The sequence below is a fragment of the Streptomyces sp. NPDC043878 genome (assembly GCF_056435735.1).
This window is the reverse complement of sequence record NZ_JBWKDW010000044.1, coordinates 1-16,141: the sequence shown is the minus strand read 5'-3', so window position 1 is coordinate 16,141 and position 16,141 is coordinate 1. Positions and strand designations below refer to the sequence as shown.

At 72.2% G+C, this 16,141-nt stretch carries 17 protein-coding genes; 8 read left to right on the top strand and 9 right to left on the bottom strand.

Translation table 11 applies throughout. The features are described from left to right. Positions 1 to 71: 71 nt before the first annotated feature. The 3 genes from AC07AZ_RS36725 to AC07AZ_RS36715 form a co-directional block, all read right to left on the bottom strand. Positions 72 to 1,541, bottom strand: coding sequence for an ABC transporter permease (locus tag AC07AZ_RS36725; RefSeq protein ID WP_478855097.1), 1,470 nt, complete (start codon positions 1,539 to 1,541; stop codon positions 72 to 74). A 169-nt stretch (positions 1,542 to 1,710) separates the two neighbouring features. Next, positions 1,711 to 2,961 carry a L,D-transpeptidase gene (locus tag AC07AZ_RS36720; RefSeq protein ID WP_478855096.1) on the bottom strand — a complete coding sequence of 417 codons (1,251 nt, stop codon included), beginning with the start codon at positions 2,959 to 2,961 and terminating at the stop codon, positions 1,711 to 1,713. Positions 2,962 to 3,180: 219 nt separating this feature from the next. Continuing rightward, a complete protein-coding gene (locus tag AC07AZ_RS36715; RefSeq protein ID WP_478855095.1) occupies positions 3,181 to 3,537 on the bottom strand; it encodes a hypothetical protein in 357 nt (118 codons plus the stop codon). Between the two features lie 109 nt (positions 3,538 to 3,646). On the opposite strand from AC07AZ_RS36715, the gene AC07AZ_RS36710 reads away from it, so the two are divergent. Next, the gene (locus tag AC07AZ_RS36710; protein ID WP_478855094.1) at positions 3,647 to 3,985 is read left to right on the top strand and encodes a hypothetical protein; all 339 of its coding nucleotides are present in this window, start codon (positions 3,647 to 3,649) and stop codon (positions 3,983 to 3,985) included. 41 nt (positions 3,986 to 4,026) lie between these two features. Then, on the top strand, positions 4,027 to 4,842 hold the full coding sequence (locus AC07AZ_RS36705) for a hypothetical protein (RefSeq protein WP_478855093.1): 816 nt from the start codon (positions 4,027 to 4,029) through the stop codon (positions 4,840 to 4,842). Between the two features lie 42 nt (positions 4,843 to 4,884). On the opposite strand, the gene hutH is transcribed toward AC07AZ_RS36705, so the two are convergent. From hutH to AC07AZ_RS36690, 3 genes are all read right to left on the bottom strand, one after another. Continuing rightward, positions 4,885 to 6,423 (bottom strand): histidine ammonia-lyase, encoded by a 1,539-nt coding sequence (gene hutH / locus AC07AZ_RS36700; RefSeq protein ID WP_478855121.1) that lies wholly within the window; start codon positions 6,421 to 6,423, stop codon positions 4,885 to 4,887. 108 nt (positions 6,424 to 6,531) lie between these two features. Next, complete coding sequence (locus AC07AZ_RS36695; RefSeq protein WP_478855092.1) at positions 6,532 to 7,677, bottom strand: GGDEF domain-containing protein; 1,146 nt, start codon at positions 7,675 to 7,677, stop codon at positions 6,532 to 6,534. Between the two features lie 339 nt (positions 7,678 to 8,016). After that, positions 8,017 to 8,817 carry an enoyl-CoA hydratase/isomerase family protein gene (locus AC07AZ_RS36690; RefSeq protein WP_478855091.1) on the bottom strand — a complete coding sequence of 267 codons (801 nt, stop codon included), beginning with the start codon at positions 8,815 to 8,817 and terminating at the stop codon, positions 8,017 to 8,019. A gap of 199 nt (positions 8,818 to 9,016) precedes the next feature. On the opposite strand from AC07AZ_RS36690, the gene AC07AZ_RS36685 reads away from it, so the two are divergent. Further along, positions 9,017 to 9,727 (top strand): hypothetical protein, encoded by a 711-nt coding sequence (locus AC07AZ_RS36685; protein WP_478855090.1) that lies wholly within the window; start codon positions 9,017 to 9,019, stop codon positions 9,725 to 9,727. Between the two features lie 138 nt (positions 9,728 to 9,865). Here the strand turns inward: AC07AZ_RS36685 and AC07AZ_RS36680 are convergent, their stop codons facing one another. Together AC07AZ_RS36680 and AC07AZ_RS36675 are read right to left on the bottom strand one after the other, a co-directional pair. Further along, on the bottom strand, positions 9,866 to 11,026 hold the full coding sequence (locus AC07AZ_RS36680; RefSeq protein WP_478855089.1) for an adenylate/guanylate cyclase domain-containing protein: 1,161 nt from the start codon (positions 11,024 to 11,026) through the stop codon (positions 9,866 to 9,868). Positions 11,027 to 11,418: 392 nt separating this feature from the next. Then, positions 11,419 to 12,285 carry a biotin--[acetyl-CoA-carboxylase] ligase gene (locus AC07AZ_RS36675; RefSeq protein ID WP_478855088.1) on the bottom strand — a complete coding sequence of 289 codons (867 nt, stop codon included), beginning with the start codon at positions 12,283 to 12,285 and terminating at the stop codon, positions 11,419 to 11,421. A gap of 110 nt (positions 12,286 to 12,395) precedes the next feature. Here AC07AZ_RS36675 and AC07AZ_RS36670 point away from each other — a divergent pair, with 110 nt between their 5' ends. The 4 genes from AC07AZ_RS36670 to AC07AZ_RS36655 all read left to right on the top strand — a co-directional run bounded on the left by AC07AZ_RS36670 (position 12,396) and on the right by AC07AZ_RS36655 (position 15,228). Next, entirely contained in the window at positions 12,396 to 13,997 is a 1,602-nt protein-coding gene (locus AC07AZ_RS36670; protein ID WP_478855087.1) for an acyl-CoA carboxylase subunit beta, read from the top strand. Between the two features lie 30 nt (positions 13,998 to 14,027). Then, positions 14,028 to 14,237 carry an acyl-CoA carboxylase epsilon subunit gene (locus AC07AZ_RS36665; RefSeq protein WP_356049865.1) on the top strand — a complete coding sequence of 70 codons (210 nt, stop codon included), beginning with the start codon at positions 14,028 to 14,030 and terminating at the stop codon, positions 14,235 to 14,237. Positions 14,238 to 14,424: 187 nt separating this feature from the next. Then, on the top strand, positions 14,425 to 14,553 hold the full coding sequence (gene mmpB, locus AC07AZ_RS36660; RefSeq protein WP_478855086.1) for a morphogenic membrane protein MmpB: 129 nt from the start codon (positions 14,425 to 14,427) through the stop codon (positions 14,551 to 14,553). Positions 14,554 to 14,607: 54 nt separating this feature from the next. Continuing rightward, positions 14,608 to 15,228, top strand: a complete 621-nt coding sequence (locus AC07AZ_RS36655) for a Maf family protein (RefSeq protein ID WP_478855085.1) — start codon at positions 14,608 to 14,610, stop codon at positions 15,226 to 15,228. On the opposite strand, the gene AC07AZ_RS36650 is transcribed toward AC07AZ_RS36655, so the two are convergent. Then, positions 15,197 to 15,673 (bottom strand): hypothetical protein, encoded by a 477-nt coding sequence (locus tag AC07AZ_RS36650; RefSeq protein WP_478855084.1) that lies wholly within the window; start codon positions 15,671 to 15,673, stop codon positions 15,197 to 15,199. The two genes, AC07AZ_RS36655 and AC07AZ_RS36650, sit on opposite strands and share 32 nt — an antisense overlap. 372 nt (positions 15,674 to 16,045) lie before the next feature. On the opposite strand from AC07AZ_RS36650, the gene AC07AZ_RS36645 reads away from it, so the two are divergent. Next, the coding region (locus AC07AZ_RS36645; RefSeq protein ID WP_279617129.1) for a biotin carboxylase N-terminal domain-containing protein at positions 16,046 to 16,141 on the top strand (96 nt) is incomplete at its 3' end.

Here is a 16,141-nt window from a genome sequence, read left to right as displayed (position 1 = left end):
CTGGGATACGTATAGGGGTTCGGGGCCCGTCGACAGGTCGCGACGGGCCCCTGGCCGGGCGGGGGCCGCTGCTACTCGACGCGGCGCAGGGCGTCCGCGGGACGCAGCCGGGAGGCGCGCCAGCCGCCGAAGGCTCCGGCGATCAGTCCGCCGGCCACCGCGAGGCCGACCGCGACACCGATGGTGGTGACGCTGACGGGTGCGGTGAGCGCGACGTCGAGCGTCCTGGCCGCGGCCTGCCGGCCCGGGCCGCCGAAGCCGCCGCCACCGCCGGGACCACCCGCTCCGCCGCCCGTGCCGCCGCCCAGCTGGGCCTGGAGGGTGGGGCTGATGGCGGTGACGACGTAGGCGCCGGCCAGGCCGAGCGCGATGCCGAGGGCACCGCCGACCAGACCGTTGACGATGGCCTCACCGACGACCTGCCGGGTGACCCGGCCCGACTTCCAGCCCAGCGCCTTCAGCGTGCCGAACTCGCGCACCCGGCGGGAGACCGCCGAGGAGGTGAGCAGGCCGGCGACCAGGAAGGCGGCCACGAGCACCGCGATGGACAGCCACTTGCCGACGTTGGTGGCGAGGCTGGAGGCGGTGGACAGGGAGCCGGACACGGTGTCCGCGAGGTCGGCGGAGGTGGTGACCGTCGTACCCGAGATGTTCTTCTGGATGGTGGACTTGACGGCGTCGATCTTCTGGGAGTCGGCCGCCTTGACGTAGATCGTGGTGACCTTGTTCTTCGAGTCGCTGAGCGCCTGCGCCTGCTTGAGCGGGATGTAGACGTTGGCGGCCGCGTCTCCGCTGTCGGCGGTGGCGACGCCGATGACCTTGTACTTCACGCCCTTGACGGTGACGGTGCTGCCGACCTTGAGCTTCTTCTCCTTGGCGTACGCCGAGTCGAGAACGGCGACCTTGGCGTCGGTCTCCTTCGTCGTGAACGCACGGCCGCTGGTGATCTTCGACGAGGTCAGCGGGCCGAGGGCGGGCCGGGTGACGTCGGTGCCGAAGACGGAGTAGTTGTTGACGTCGAAGTTGGCGCCGCCGCCCCGCACTTCGCCCTGCGGCTGGCCGGTGCCGCCGCCGTTGCCGCCGGGGGCGCCCTGTGGGCCGCCGGCGTTGCCGTTCTGCTGGAACTGGCCGCGGGTGAACTGGCCGCTGACCTTGAGGACCGTCAGGCTCAGCCCGCCGACCGCGTCGGAGACGCCGGCCTGGGTGCCGACCTTGCCGACGGTCGAGGCGGACAGCGTCTGGAAGCCCTGCACCATGACGCGGTCGGTGCTCTGTTCCTTGTCGGAACCGTTGTCCTGCGCGTCGAACTGGAAGCGCGGACGGTCCGAGCTGCTCGCCTGGGGCTGGGCGGCCTTGGTGACCGTCATGTCGGTGCCCAGGCCGTACAGCGACTGGAGGACCTTGTCCTGGGCCCTGCCCATGCCGGACGACACGGAACTGACCACGATGACCAGCGCGATGCCCAGCGCGAGTCCGGAGGCGACGACGAGGGCCGCTTTTCTACGGCGGCGCAGTTCGCGCCTCAGGTAGGTGAAGAACATGGCCGAAAGCTAGGGACGCACCGTGATGCTTCGATAAGCCCGGCATAAGAGAAGGATGAGAAGGCTGTGGGGGACCCCGGAAACACCGATGCCGCCCCTGAGAGGGCGGCATCGGAGAACTGCGCGGGACCGGTCCGGAAAAGGCGACCGGACGGGACCGGAGCGGACGTCAGACGGCCGAACCGGCCTTCCACTGGGCCCAGTCCATGTTCCAGCCGTTGAGGCCGTTGTCCGGGGCGACGGTCTTGTCACCGGTGTTCTTCACGACCACCACGTCACCGAGGATCGAGTGGTTGTAGAACCAGGAGGCGGCCGTGTTCGGGTCGTTGGCGCCCTTGGTGTCCGACAGACCCACACAGCCGTGGCTGGTGTTGACGCTGCCGAAGATGGACTTGGCGCCCCAGTAGTTGCCGTGCACGAAGGTGCCGGAGTTGGTCAGGCGGATGGCGTGCGGCACGTCCTTGATGTCGTACTCGCCCTTGCCGTCGTCGTCGGTGAAGCCCACGGTCGCGCCGTTCATGCGCGTCTCCTTGAACTTCTCCGACATCACCATCTGACCCTCGTAGGTCTTGTTCTCCGGCGAACCGGCGGAGATCGGGATGGTCTTGATCGTCTTGCCGTCCTGCGTGACCTTCATCTGCTTGGTCTTCGCGTCGACGTAGGAGACCTGGTTGCGGCCGGTCTTGAAGGTGACCGTCTTCTGCTGCACGCCGTAGACACCGGAGGCGCCCTCGACACCGTCGAGCGCGAGCTTCAGCGTGACGGTGGAGTTCTCCTTCCAGTACTCGTCGGGCCGGCAGTCCATGCGGTTGGCGCTGAACCAGTGGCAGACGACCTCCTGGCCGCTGCTGGAGGTGACGGTGACGCCCTTCTGGACGGCCGCCTTGTTGGTGATGGCCTTGTCGAAGTTGATCGACACGGGGTAACCGACGCCGACGGTGGACCCGTCCTCCGGCGAGAAGTTGCCGATGAAGCTGTTGCTCGGGGAGACCGTGGTGAACGTGCCGTTCTCGTGGGCGGCGCGGCCGTCGGCGTCCTTCGCGGTCGCGGTCAGCTTGTAGGTGGTCGAGCGCTCCAGCTGGGTGCTGGGCTTCCAGCTGGTCCTGTCCGCGGATATCTCGCCCGCGACGGTCTTGCCGTCGGCGGTCGTCATCGCCACCTGGGTGAGCGAGCCCTTGCTCACGGTGACGGTCGCCGAGTTGTTGATGGAGGCGTTGGTCGAGCCGTCCTTCGGCGTGATCTTGATCTGGGCCTCGGAGGTCTTCTTGGCAGCCGCCTCGTCGACCTTGGCCTGCGAGGTGTCCTTGCCTCCGTCGTTCCCTGAGGCGTCGGCGCCGCTGGAGCACGCCGAGAGCACCAGCACACCTCCGAGCAGTGCGGACGCGACCGTCAGGCCCCTGCGCCGCTTACTGTCCGTCATCACACGCTTCTCCATCGTCGCCGATTTCCCCAAAAAGCCCGAGCCCCGTTGTCAAGTCTTCAACGCTACGGCCGGTTCGTCCCGTTCCGCATTCCCCGGACGTGTGGGGCACACCACGTCCGCCGGGGCGCGTGGTGCGGATATCGGTCCGTGCGCCCCCTGAGACGACGGATCCCCGGCCGGCGGTTGCCGCCCGGGGTGACGAACCTCCCGGGGGCCTCAGCCGACCCGGTCTTCGCCGGGTGCGTCCTCGTCGTACTCGTCGCCATCATCCCCGTCGAGATCCCAGTCCGGCGAATCCGGGTCGTAGTCGGTCTGCTCGCTGCTCCAGGAAGCCTGCGCGAGTTCGATCCCCGGCACCTCGCTGACCAGGTCGAACGGGTCGACGAGGTAGGCCAGGGCCTCCGCGGTGTCCTCCGTCACAGCACTTTCGGCGTGTACCCGCTCATCGGCCGGCATATCGGTGTCACCCGCGATGCGGCGCAGCGCGGCCTTGGCCAGCGCGCCCTCGTCGTCGACCTCGACGACAAGCTCCACGCGAAGCCGTACAAAACGTGATGTCTCTTCAGCAGTCATGCCCGGAGCGTACGGCCCGTGGCTCCCGTGACTTTCCCGTGACCCGCGACTTTCACTACCATCGGCCCACACGGCCAATTCGCCAGCACCACAAGGGGATCGATATTCCGTGTCATCCGCTCGCCGTCCACTGCTGACCGCCACCGCCGCGGCCACCCTGCTGGGTGCCCTGTGGTTCGTCCCGTCCGCGAACGCGACCGGGGACCAACCGGCGAGAACGGCACCCTCGGCGACCCCGTCCGCGCAGGTCACCACCCATGTCACCCCCGTGGTCACGACACAGGCGCGGGCCGCGTCCACGGGCGGCGGAGAGGTGGTGGGCGGTCCCGGGCTGGCCGACACCGGCAGCTTCGACACCACGCCGTACGTCGTCGGCGGCACCCTGTTCCTGACGCTGGGCGCGGGATTCGTCGTGTACTCGGTACGCCGGGAACGCCTCGGCTTTTAAGTTGCTTGACGATTCCTTGACTTGGACCTCATAGTCCGTCCATGAAGAGATCATCGAGGGTTCGTGCGACCGCCACGGCGGCTGTGAGCGTGCTGTCGCTCGCCCTCATCACAGGATGCGGCGGAAGCTCGGACGGCGCGGAGGGCGCCGACAGCGCCGGTGGCGCCGGGAGTTCGGCTTCCGGCAGGCCGACCGGCGCCGAGAAGGCGCTCGGCGCCGCCGAGTTGAAGAAGCTGATCATCACTCAGGGCGACGTGGCCGGCTACCGGGTCGCGGCGGCGAAGAGCGGCCCGTCCTCCAAGAGCGCCATCAAGGCGGACGACGCGAAGTGCGCGCCGCTGCTGTACGTCTTCAGCGGCCTCGCGCCGGGCGACGCGGCGGCGGAGACCCACCGCACGGCCACGCAGAAGCCGAAGCCCTCGGCCGCCGCCTCGGCCCCGGTGGACGACGTGTCCGGTGAGGACGTCGAGAACGCTCTCACCGGCGCCTTCAGCCTGAACGTCACCGTGGTCGCCCTGTCCTCCTACGAGGGTGACGGCGCCGAGAAGGCGATGCGGACCGTCTCCGACGCGGTCACCGGGTGCGCGGGCGGCTTCACGGCCACCGCCGGCGGGGAGAAGCAGAAGTTCACCGAGGTCTCCGCCGAGAAGGCCACGGGCGTGGGGGACGCGTCGGTGGCCTTCGCCGCGACCGGCGCCCTGGAGGACGGCGACACCGCCCCGGTGCACGGCGAGGTCGTGCGGCACGGCAACACCATCGCGTCGTACTACACGATGAACCTCGGCGCGATGATCTCCAAGAAGACCTACGCCGTACCGGCCGCCGTCGTGAAGGCCCAGGCCGCCAAGCTCAAGTGACCGCCTTCGGGGCCCTGTCGGAGGACGGGGCCCCGGATCGGCCTAGCGGAGCGGCCCGGTGACCGTCTCGGCCGCCGTGACGAGCAGGCCGTCGCGCACGAACGTGTCCGCGGCGGCGAGGTCGGGCGCGAGGAAGCGGTCCGGACCGGGGCCCTGGACGCCCGCCTTGCGTACCGCCTCGACGACCGCCCGCGAGGCCGGCGCCGGGGTGAGGCCCTCACGCAACTCCACGGCACGCGTGGCGGCGTAGAGCTCGATGGCGAGCACGCGCGTGAGGTTGTCGACGACGGTGCGCAGCTTGCGCGCGGCCGACCAGCCCATGGAGACGTGGTCCTCCTGCATCGCGGAGGACGGGATCGAGTCCGCGGAGGCCGGTACGGCGAGCCGCTTCAACTCGCTGACCAGCGCGGCCTGCGTGTACTGGGCGATCATGAGCCCCGAGTCGACGCCGGCGTCGTCCGCGAGGAACGGCGGGAGGCCGTGGCTGCGGTTCTTGTCGAGCAGCCGGTCGGTGCGGCGCTCGGCGATGGAGGCGAGGTCGGCGGCCGCGATCGCGAGGAAGTCGAGGACGTAGGCGACCGGGGCGCCGTGGAAGTTGCCGTTGGACTCCACCCGCCCGTCGGGGAGTACGACGGGATTGTCGACCGCGGAGGCCAGTTCGCGCTCGGCGACCAGGCGGGCGTGGGCCATCGTGTCGCGTCCGGCACCGGCGACCTGCGGGGCGCAGCGCACGGAGTAGGCGTCCTGGACCCGGGGCGCGCCGTCCTGGTGGTGGCCGGTGAGTTCCGAACCCTCCAGCACGGCCAGCATGTTGGCGGCGCTGTCGCCCTGCCCGGGGTGCGGGCGGATGGCGTGCAGCTCGGGCGCGAGCACCTTCTCGGTGCCGAGGAGGGCTTCGAGGCTGAGCGCCGCGGTGATGTCCGCCGACTTGTAGAGGGTGTCCAGGTCGGCGAGGGCCATGATCAGCATGCCGAGCATGCCGTCGGTGCCGTTGAGGAGGGCGAGCCCCTCCTTCTCGCGCAGTTCGACCGGGGCGATGCCGTGCTCGGCGAGGAGTTCGCCGGCCGGGCGGACCGCTCCGTCGGGGCCCTCCGCGTCGCCCTCGCCCATGAGGGTCAGGGCGCAGTGGGAGAGCGGGGCGAGGTCACCGGAGCAGCCGAGGGAGCCGTACTCGTGGACGACCGGGGTGATGCCGGCGTTGAGGACGTCGGCCATGGTCCGCGCGACCTCCGGCCGGACGCCGGTGCGGCCCGAGCAGACGGTCTTGAGCCGCAGGAACATCAGGGCCCGCACGACCTCACGCTCGACGCGCGGTCCCATCCCGGCGGCGTGCGAGCGGACGATGTTGCGCTGGAGCTGGGCGCGCAGTTCCGGGCTGATGTGCCGGGTCGCCAGGGCGCCGAAGCCGGTGCTCACGCCGTAGACGGGTTCGGGACGGGCGGCGAGCCGGTCCACGATCGCGCGGGCCGCGGCGAGGGCCGCGACCGCCTCCTCGGAGAGTTCGACCCGGGCGCCGCCGCGCGCCACGGCGAGCACGTCGGACGCGGTCACCCCGGACGTCCCCACCACCACAGTGTGCATATCCATATTCAGGAGCGTACGCAGTGAATTCGAAGATGTCACCAGTGGGGGCCGGGTTCGCCCCTTACCGAGGGCCGCGGGAACCGCTACGGCGCGAGGGGCCGGCGGTCAGTGCCGTCCCCGGAACCTGCGGCGCTCCGCGGTCGCCTCACCGGAGGGCTCGTCGGCCAGCCGTACGACGGGATCGTCCGGGCCCTGGCGCCCGGCGACCACCGGTCTGCCCGCCCGTTCGGCCTTGGCCTGGTACTGGGCCGCGTCGGCCAGCCGGAACAGCCGGCGGGCCGAGCGGACCGGCCCGATCGGGTCCTCGGTGGAGGCGACCCCGCAGGCCACGCCGTCACCGAGCTCCAGGTCGGCCGCCCGGCGGCAGAGTTCGTCGGCCGCCTTGACCACCGCGTCGGCGGTCGGCCCGACCGCCAGCAGACAGAACTCGTCGCCGCCGAGACGGGCCGCGAGCGTGCCGGGCAGCATCGCCCCGCACAGCGACAGCACGGACCCGAACCGTTCGAGCAGCCGATCGCCGACGGCGTGGCCGCGGGTGTCGTTGACCCGCTTGAGCCCGTTGAGGTCGCACACCACGAGGCTGACGACCAGGCCGTCCCGCCGGTGCCGTTCGATCGCCTCGTCGAGCCGCCCGTCGACGGCACGGCGGTTGGCCAGCCCCGTGAGCGCGTCGGTGAACGCCAGCCGCCGGACCTCCTCCAGCCGCTCCGCCTGGGCGATACCGGCGGCGACGACGGCGGCCAGCACGGTGGCGAAGTCGGCGTCGGCCCGCTCGAAGAGGGGCGCGCCGGCCGGGCGGGCGACGTACAGCTCGCCCCAGGCCCGCCCGTTCAGCACGATCGGCGCGACGACGCAGCAGCCGCGGCCACGGCGGCGCAGGGCGGCGACACGCTGATGGACGTAACCGGGGCGGCCGCCCGCCGCCGGACCCTCGGCGGTCTCCACCCAGGCGTTCGGCTCACCGCCCCCGGCCCAGCGCTCGTGCAGGAACTCGGTGATCTCCGGGAACTGGTGCACCGGGTAGGCCTCGCCCTCGGGGAACTCCTCCTCGTCCACGGCGCGCGCGCCGTGGTTGACGAGGACCCGCAGCCGGCCGAGCTCGCGCTCCCACACCGACAGCGCGGCGAAGCTCCCGCCCAGCGCACGGCACGCGCCGGACGCGGCGGCGCGCCACGCCTCCCGTGAACCGTGGGCCGCCGCCATGCCCTGCGCCAACGCGACCACAGCCGCGAGCCGCTTGTCCTCACCCATCACCCCAGGCTAGGGAGGTTCAGGACTTATGGGGACATTGTTGTGCCGAACAGGTGTTGGTACGGGGGTGGGCGGGTCGCGCGGGGCAGGGCGGGCGGGGTGGCACGGCGGGACCGGTCAGCGCGGCGGACGGGGCGGCACGGCGGGGCGGGGCAGCGCGGCGGATGGGGTGGCCCGGCGGGGCGGGGCAGCGCGGCGGATGGGGTGGCGCGGCGCGGCGGGGCAGCGCGGCGGATGGGGTGGCGCGGCGGCGCGGCGGGGTGGCCCGGCGGGGCAGCGCGGCGGATGGGGTGGCCCGGCGGGGCCGCGCCGCTCAGCCGCGCCGCCCGGTCGCGGGGCTCACTCCCCCGGCCAGTCCGGGGTGCGCTTCTCGTTGAAGGCCGCCACGCCCTCCGCGCGGTCGCCCGAGAACGCCACCGAGCGCCAGGCCGCGTCCTCGACCTCCAGCCCGGCCCGCAGGTCGAGCCCGTGCCCGAGGCGCAGCGCCTGCTTCGCCGCCCGCAGTCCGACCGGTGAGTTCGCCGCGATCCGGGCGGCCAGCGCGAGGGCCTCCTCGCGGTCCCGGCCCTCCTCCACCAACTGGTCCACCAGCCCCCACTCCCGGGCCTCCGCCGCCTCCACCCGCCGGGCCGTGAAGATCAGCTCGGCGGCCCGCGCGGCCCCCACCCGCCGGGGCAGCAGCTGCGTACCGCCGCCGCCCGGGATCACCCCGACCGACACCTCCGGCAGCCCTACCACGGCGGTCCGGTCGGCCACGATCAGGTCGCAGGCCAGGGCGATCTCGAAGCCGCCGCCCAGGGCGAACCCGTGCACCGCCGCGATCGACGGCACCGGCAGTTCCAGGACCCCCGTGTACGCGCCCCGGGTGACCGGCCGCTGCCGCACCAGGTCGGCGTCGCTGAAGGAGTTGCGCTCCTTCAGGTCGGCCCCGACACAGAAGGCCCGCTCGTGCGTCGAGGTCAGCACGACCACCCGTACGTCTCGGTCCCCGCCCAGCGCGGTGCAGGCGGCCGCGAGGGAGCGGGCCATGTCGGTCGACACGGCGTTCATCGCCTTGGGCCGGTCGAGGGCCAGCTCCGCGACATGCCCGTCCCCGTGCCGCCGCACCAGCACGAACTCCCCGAACCGCTCCTCGCCCATGACACCCTCCAGTTAACGCGGGTTAACACCGTTTCCCCGATCATCGCAGCCGAGGCCGGCCGGGGAAAGACCGAGCCCCGCCCGCCCGGTTCCCGGCCCGGGACCCGGCACCTCGTACGAGTGACATCCCGCCCAACTCCCTCCCGAACGCCCACAGAAGCGCATAACGTGCGCTCCGCCATGGCATCGGGGAGGGATCGTGACCACGTACACGACAGTCGGGGCGGAAGGACGTACCGGAGCGGAAGCGGCGGGCGGCACGGCCGAGTCCGCCGTCGCCGGTGCCCCCGTCGCCGTCGAGCCGCTCCGTCTCTTCGCCCCGCGCGTCCGCGGCCGGCACCGCAGGCCGCGCCCCCGCAAGGTGCTGCTGGCCGCCGGCGGGCTGGCGTTGGCCGCCGGTGTGCTGAGCCTGGTCCGGCTGGCCCCGGACTCGGGTGTCGCCGGTATCGGCTCCGCGGAGGCCGAGCCCAGCGCCGACCCGGGCGCCGACACCGACGCGGGCCGGTCGACGAACGCGGCCGCCTCCCTCCGGAAGGCGCCCGAGGTGAGCCCGTCGTCGACGTCGGCCATGGGCGGGCTGAGCTCGTCACCCACGCCGGACACCGGCCTGCTGCCCGCCCCCGGCGCGCCCGCGTCCCCCGTGTCCCCGTTCACGGCCCCGTCCACCGCCGCTGCCACCGCCGGGCCGACTCCGGAGCCCGACAGCACGACCATCCCGGACACGGCGAACACCCCGGCACCCACGCCGACACCCCGCCCACCGTCCACGACGGCCCCCGCCGACCCGCCCGCCCACACCCCGGCACCCACCCCGACCCGCACCACCGCTCCGCCACCCCCGCGCACGCCGGGCCTGTGCGTGCCGATCATCGGCCTGTGCGTGGACCCCCTGAAGACAGACCGCGACTGACGACAGACCGCGACGGAGAACGCCGCGACGGCGACCGACCGGACGCCGGTCGAGGGCGGCCCGCCGCGAGCCGGCGACACCCGCACGGCCGGCGGTCGCCGGGCAGGCGAGGTGAGGCGCGGCGGTGAAAGGCGAGGGCTACGGCTCCGGGCTGCGGCGGGTCAGCAGCCAGGGCTCGACCACGCCGAGGCCACGGACCGGACGCTGCCACATCGGCTGGAGTGCGAAACGGTACGTGGGGGGCTCCTCGCCCTCCTTCTCCGCCGCGGCCGCCGCCTCGGCCGCCTCCGCCTCGGAGGCCGGCGCCTCTCCCGTGCGGATCAGGTCCTCCGCGAAGGCGCTGTCCACCAGGACGGCGTCACGAGGAGCTATCGACGTCAGCCGCGAGGCCAGGTTCACCGTCGTACCGAAGACATCGCCCATTCGGGTGGTGACCGTGCCGAACGCGATGCCGACGCGGAGCTCGGGCATCGTCTCGTCGTTCGCCATCGTCTCGATGAGGCGCAGCGCGATCTCCGCGGCCACGCCCGCGTCGTCGGCGGCGTACAGCACCTCGTCGCCGAGCGTCTTGATGAGCCGTCCGCCGTTGGCGGCGACCAGGTCGGCGGCGGTGGTCTCGAAGGCCTCGACGAGTTCGCCGAGCTCCTCCTCCTCCATCCGCCGGGTCAGCCGTGTGAACCCCACGAGGTCCGCGAAACCGACGGCGAGGCGCCGGTCCACCATCTCCTCGTCGTCGGCGGTCTGGATGACCCGGCCCGCGGAGGCGGCGAGCTGGCGCCGCCACACGTAGACGAGGAACTCCTCCAGCTCGGGCAGCAGCAGCTCGACGATCGGGTACGTCACCTCGGTGCGCGTCATCCCCGGCTCGGGCGGCTCGGTCAGGCCCTCCAGGAAGGAGTCCATCTGCCACTCGGCCAGCCGGGCGGTGGTCTGCCCGGTGGACCGCGCCACCTGCACGGCCATCGCCTCGCTGAGCAGGCCCGCCTCGACGAGGCCGGCGAGCCGCCGCAGGGCCAGGACGTCGGCCTCCGTGAGCGCCTTGGCCTGGCCGATGTCGGCGAAGCCCATGGCCCGCCAGAACCGCGACGCCAGTTCCATCGACACGCCGGCGCTGCGGGCCGCCTGGAAGGGCGTGTAGCGGCGTTCGGCGCCGAGGATGAGCTGTTCGAGGCGCAGGGCGAGGGGGTTCTGGCCGGAGTCGGCGGCCTGGTCGTCCTCCGGCTCCGGGGCAGGCGAGAGCGGGGGAGGGTCCATCCGGCCGTCCCCGTCCGTGCCGGAGCCCGTGTCGTCGACGGTCACGCCTGCTGCCCTTCCGATCTGTCACGGCCAGGTATCGACCGGCCTCAACTCTACGGCAGGTGTGCGCCAGCTCACTCCGTGACGTGCGGCCCACGCTGCCCTTTCCCGGCCGGCCGGACCGCCCCCGGACCTGTCGGGCCACCCTCGGCCCACCGCCGGAACCCGCTCCCGCACCCGGACCCCGAGCCGCGCCCGGGGCCGACCCGGACGGCCCCGCGGACGCCACCTCAGCGGCCCTCGGACCACCCGGAGACCGTCCGCGGACCACCCGGGGAGACCGTCCGCGGATGACCCGCGGACCAACCTCAGAGCACCCGCAGACCGCCCTCAGGCGGACCTCGGAGCACCCGCCGACCGGCCCCAGACCGACCTCAGAGCACCCGCAGAGGGCCTCAGGCCGCCCTCAGATGGACGATGTCGCCCGCACCCACCGGCTCCTGTACCCCTTCCTTCGTGGCGATCACGAGGCGGCCGTCTCCGTCGACCGCCACCGCCTCCCCGACGAGCGAACGCTGCCCGGGCAGCTCGGCCCGGACCTCCCGACCCAGCGTGGCGCATCCCGCCGCGTACGTCTCCTGGAGTCCGCTGACCGCCGGGTCGCCCCCGGCCGCACGCCAGCGGCCGTACCACTCCTCCAGTGACCGCAGCACGCCGCGCAGCAGGGTGTCGCGGTCCGTGCTCACCGCTTCGGCCAGCACCAGCGACCCCGCCTGCGGTACCGGCAGCTCGTGCGCGCGCAGGGTGACGTTGATGCCGACCCCGACGACCACCCCCCGGTCACCGGCCCGCTCCGCGAGGATGCCGCCCGTCTTGCGCTCCTCGCCGCCGACGGTGACCAGCAGGTCGTTGGGCCACTTGAGTGCCGTGTCGACGCCCGCCGCCCGGGACAGCCCGGTGGCCACCGCCACGCCGGTCAGCAGCGGCAGCCAGCCCCAGCGGGCCACCGGGACCTCGCTCGGGTTCAGCAGTACGGAGAAGAACAGGCCGGAGCGGGCGGGTGCCGTCCACTGGCGGTCCAGGCGGCCGCGCCCGGCCGTCTGCTCCTCGGCGACCAGGACCGCGCCCTCGGCGGCCGTGCCCGCCTCGGCCCGTGCCACCAGGTCGGAGTTGGTGGAGCCGGTGCGCTGCACCAGTTCGACGCCCGACCACAGGCCGCCCTCGCGCAGCAGCGCCCGGCGCAGGGCGGCGGCGTTGAGGGGCGGGCGGTCGAGGTCGGACCAGCGGCTGTCGTTCGCGTCTGCTGCATCGGGCGGCGTCATGCAAGCCACCCTAGGTGTGGTAAACGCCGCACTGCCGATCGGTAGGGCCGCCACTACTCTACGGATGAGTAACCGTCCCCCCTTTTGAGCAGGCAGGGAGCCGTATCCCGATGTCCGAGCCGGAAGAGCCGCAACAGACCGACATCCACACGACCGCCGGCAAGTTGGCGGACCTGCAGCGCCGTATCCAGGAAGCGACGCATGCCGGCTCGGAACGCGCCGTCGAGAAGCAGCACGCCAAGGGCAAACTGACGGCCCGTGAGCGGGTCGAGCTCCTGCTCGACGAGGAGTCCTTCGTCGAACTCGACGAGTTCGCCCGCCACCGGTCCACCAACTTCGGACTCGAGAACAACCGGCCCTACGGCGACGGCGTCGTCACCGGCTACGGGACCGTCGACGGCCGCCCGGTCGCCGTGTTCTCCCAGGACTTCACCGTCTTCGGCGGTGCCCTCGGCGAGGTCTACGGGCAGAAGATCGTCAAGGTGATGGACTTCGCGCTGAAGACGGGCTGTCCCGTCATCGGCATCAACGACTCCGGTGGCGCCCGCATCCAGGAGGGGGTCGCCTCCCTCGGTGCCTACGGTGAGATCTTCCGCCGCAACACCCACGCCTCGGGAGTGATCCCGCAGATCAGCCTGGTGGTCGGGCCGTGCGCGGGTGGCGCGGTCTACTCCCCCGCCATCACCGACTTCACGGTCATGGTCGACCAGACCTCGCACATGTTCATCACCGGTCCCGACGTCATCAAGACGGTCACCGGCGAGGACGTCGGCTTCGAGGAACTGGGCGGCGCCCGGACGCACAACTCCGCGTCGGGCGTGGCCCACCACATGGCCGGCGACGAGAAGGACGCGATCGAGTACGTCAAGCAGCTCCTGTCGTACCTGCCGTCCAACAACCTCAGCGAGCCCCCGGTCTACCCGGAGGAGGCGGACCTCGCCGTCACCGACGAGGACCGCGAGCTGGACACGATCGTCCCGGACAGCGCGAACCAGCCGTACGACATGCACACGGTGATCGAACACGTCCTGGACGACGCCGAGTTCTTCGAGACGCAGTCGCTGTTCGCGCCGAACATCCTGACCGGCTTCGGCCGGGTCGAGGGCCGTCCGGTGGGCATCGTCGCCAACCAGCCGATGCAGTTCGCGGGCTGCCTCGACATCGACGCGAGCGAGAAGGCCGCGCGCTTCGTGCGCACCTGCGACGCGTTCAACGTGCCCGTCCTCACCTTCGTCGACGTGCCGGGCTTCCTGCCGGGCGTCGACCAGGAGCACACCGGCATCATCCGCCGCGGCGCCAAGCTGATCTACGCCTACGCCGAGGCGACGGTCCCGCTGATCACGGTGATCACCCGGAAGGCCTTCGGCGGGGCGTACGACGTCATGGGCTCCAAGCACCTGGGCGCCGACCTCAACCTGGCCTGGCCGACGGCCCAGATCGCCGTCATGGGCGCGCAGGGCGCGGTCAACATCCTGCACCGCAGGACCATCGCCGAGGCGGAGGCCGCCGGCGAGCTGGAGGCGACCCGGGCGCGGCTCATCCGGGAGTACGAGGACGCCCTCCTCAACCCCTACATCGCGGCCGAGCGCGGCTACATCGACAGCGTGATCATGCCGTCCGACACCCGCCGGCACGTCGTACGCGGCCTGCGGCAACTGCGGACCAAGCGGGAGTCCCTGCCGCCGAAGAAGCACGGCAACATCCCTCTCTAGGAGCCGTCCGCCCGACACCGAGGAGCCGTTATGACGATCAAGGTCGTCCGGGGCAATCCGACCCCGGAGGAGCTGGCCGCCGCCCTGGCGGTGGTGCGGGCCCGCGCCGCGGTGGCGGCGGCCGCCCCGGAGGGCGTGGCGGCCCCGCGTGACGCGTGGTCGGACCCGGCCCGCATCGCGTCCCGCCGGCTGCCCCAGCCCGGCGGGACGGCGTGGGCCCGCACGTACTGGCCCGGCTGAGCAGGCGCGGGGCGGCGGTCCGTACGACGCCGGCCGGCAGGAAGGGTCCCGCGGTGTCCGTCCGCGGGACCCTTCCTCGTGCGCGCGCGGTCCTCGGTGCCGGCCCGGCCGCCGTACGGCCGCCGCCCGCGAAGTTGAGTACGCGTACTCAGGCGTCCGGTCCCCGGGCCGACGCAGGCTCGGAGGCATGCTGTGGTCCGACCCTGACGACGAGCCGCCGAAGGAACTGCGTGACACGCAGAACATGCTCCGGCGGCTGAGCGTTCTGATGGCGCTGGCCATGGTGCTCGTGATGATCGTCATCGGACTGAGGTGAGGTGCGGGACGGAACCGGGGTGAGGGGCGCCCGGCGCGCCGATACCCTGGCCGCATGACTGATCAGCCGCGCCGCCGACTCGTCCTCGCCTCCCAGTCCCCCGCCCGGCTGGGCCTGCTGCGCCAGGCCGGACTGGACCCCGAGGTCATCGTGAGCGGGGTCGACGAGGACGCCGTGAGCGCACCCACGCCGGCCGACCTGGCCCTCGCCCTCGCCGAGGCGAAGGCGTCCGTCGTGGCGGCGAGGCCGGAGGTCAGGGGCGCGCTGGTGATCGGCTGCGACTCGGTGCTCGACCTCGACGGCATGGCACTGGGCAAGCCCGCGGACGCCGAGGAGGCCACCGCCCGCTGGAAGTCGATGCGCGGCCGCGCCGGGACCCTGCAGACCGGCCACTGCGTCTGGGACACGGCGAGCGAGCGGCACGTGTCGGCGACAGCGTCCACCGTCGTCCGTTTCGGTGAACCGACCGACGACGAGATCGCCGCGTACGTCGCCTCGGGCGAACCCCTCCACGTCGCCGGGTCCTTCACCCTGGACGGCCGCTCGGCGCCGTTCATCGACGGCATCGACGGCGACCACGGCAACGTGATCGGCATCAGCCTGCCCCTGGTCCGCCGACTGCTGGGTCAACTGGGCGTCGGCATCACGGAGTTGTGGGCGCCGGCGGAGGCGTGACCGGGGAGCCCCCGTCCCCCTTGGCGCCGGCGGGCTCGTCGGCCACGGACCGCTGCCGCGCGTCGTACGTCATCAGGAGCAGCACGATCAGCGCGAAGACCAGCACCATGAACAGCCACGCGTTCCAGCCGACCAGCCCCCAGGTGAAGGCGCCCAGTAGGGCGTGCACCACGGCGGCGCTGATCAACAGGATGCGGCCGACCCCCGCAGGCCGCCGGTTCCGCAGCGCCACCAGCAGCGCGACCAGGCCGCACAGCGCGAAGTAGAGGCCGAAGACGACCCCGCCGATCTTGGACGACATCGACATGACGTCGGGGTCGAGGCCCGCCAGGGACATCTTCTGCCGGTCGACCACGACGCCCATGAACCAGTTGAGTGCGGCGATGCCGATCGCCTCGGCGAACAGCACGACCGCCACGATCCACGCCACCGGCCTGCGCACCACCGGTCCCACCCACTTTCGACTGTCGCGCGAGCAAGCTTCCTGTTACCCCAAGTACGTTCGAGACATCGTGAACGCTACTAACGGGTAAACCGCGGGACAAGGGTTCTGCGGAGGGCAAAGAATCATTGGGCCATTCGTAGGGACTCCACAAAGAAACCGAGTGGGCCGCAGCACGCTCTCACAGAGACCTTGACCACATCAGAGGGCTAGGGTTTCCGGGAGGAGTCCTGCGTGCCGAGGTGCGACAAGGGATTTCCCGGTCGAGCGCGCCTCGAATCACGCTCCGTGTGGGCAAGCTCACCATCGGGGACGGGTCGAAGTGCCGTGTCGGCAGTCCCTAAACTCGGCTTGTTTCAAGGAGGGAGCCTCATCGTGCGCAAGGTGCTCATCGCCAACCGTGGCGAAATCGCTGTCCGTGTGGCCCGGGCGTGCCGGGACGCGGGGATCGCGAGTGTGGCCGTATACGCC

What these genes read in the sequence shown, in the direction of transcription:
- AC07AZ_RS36690 (WP_478855091.1), bottom strand. Translation starts at nt 8,817, where the DNA reads ATGGGCGAGGAGCGGTTCGGGGAGTTCGTGCTGGTGCGGCGGCACGGG.
- AC07AZ_RS36670 (WP_478855087.1), top strand. Translation starts at nt 12,396, where the DNA reads ATGTCCGAGCCGGAAGAGCCGCAACAGACCGACATCCACACGACCGCC.
- AC07AZ_RS36675 (WP_478855088.1), bottom strand. Translation starts at nt 12,285, where the DNA reads ATGACGCCGCCCGATGCAGCAGACGCGAACGACAGCCGCTGGTCCGAC.
- AC07AZ_RS36655 (WP_478855085.1), top strand. Translation starts at nt 14,608, where the DNA reads ATGACTGATCAGCCGCGCCGCCGACTCGTCCTCGCCTCCCAGTCCCCC.
- AC07AZ_RS36705 (WP_478855093.1), top strand. Translation starts at nt 4,027, where the DNA reads ATGAAGAGATCATCGAGGGTTCGTGCGACCGCCACGGCGGCTGTGAGC.
- hutH (WP_478855121.1), bottom strand. Translation starts at nt 6,423, where the DNA reads ATGCACACTGTGGTGGTGGGGACGTCCGGGGTGACCGCGTCCGACGTG.
- AC07AZ_RS36715 (WP_478855095.1), bottom strand. Translation starts at nt 3,537, where the DNA reads ATGACTGCTGAAGAGACATCACGTTTTGTACGGCTTCGCGTGGAGCTT.
- AC07AZ_RS36695 (WP_478855092.1), bottom strand. Translation starts at nt 7,677, where the DNA reads ATGGGTGAGGACAAGCGGCTCGCGGCTGTGGTCGCGTTGGCGCAGGGC.
- mmpB (WP_478855086.1), top strand. Translation starts at nt 14,425, where the DNA reads ATGCTGTGGTCCGACCCTGACGACGAGCCGCCGAAGGAACTGCGTGAC.
- AC07AZ_RS36720 (WP_478855096.1), bottom strand. Translation starts at nt 2,961, where the DNA reads ATGACGGACAGTAAGCGGCGCAGGGGCCTGACGGTCGCGTCCGCACTG.
- AC07AZ_RS36665 (WP_356049865.1), top strand. Translation starts at nt 14,028, where the DNA reads ATGACGATCAAGGTCGTCCGGGGCAATCCGACCCCGGAGGAGCTGGCC.
- AC07AZ_RS36725 (WP_478855097.1), bottom strand. Translation starts at nt 1,541, where the DNA reads ATGTTCTTCACCTACCTGAGGCGCGAACTGCGCCGCCGTAGAAAAGCG.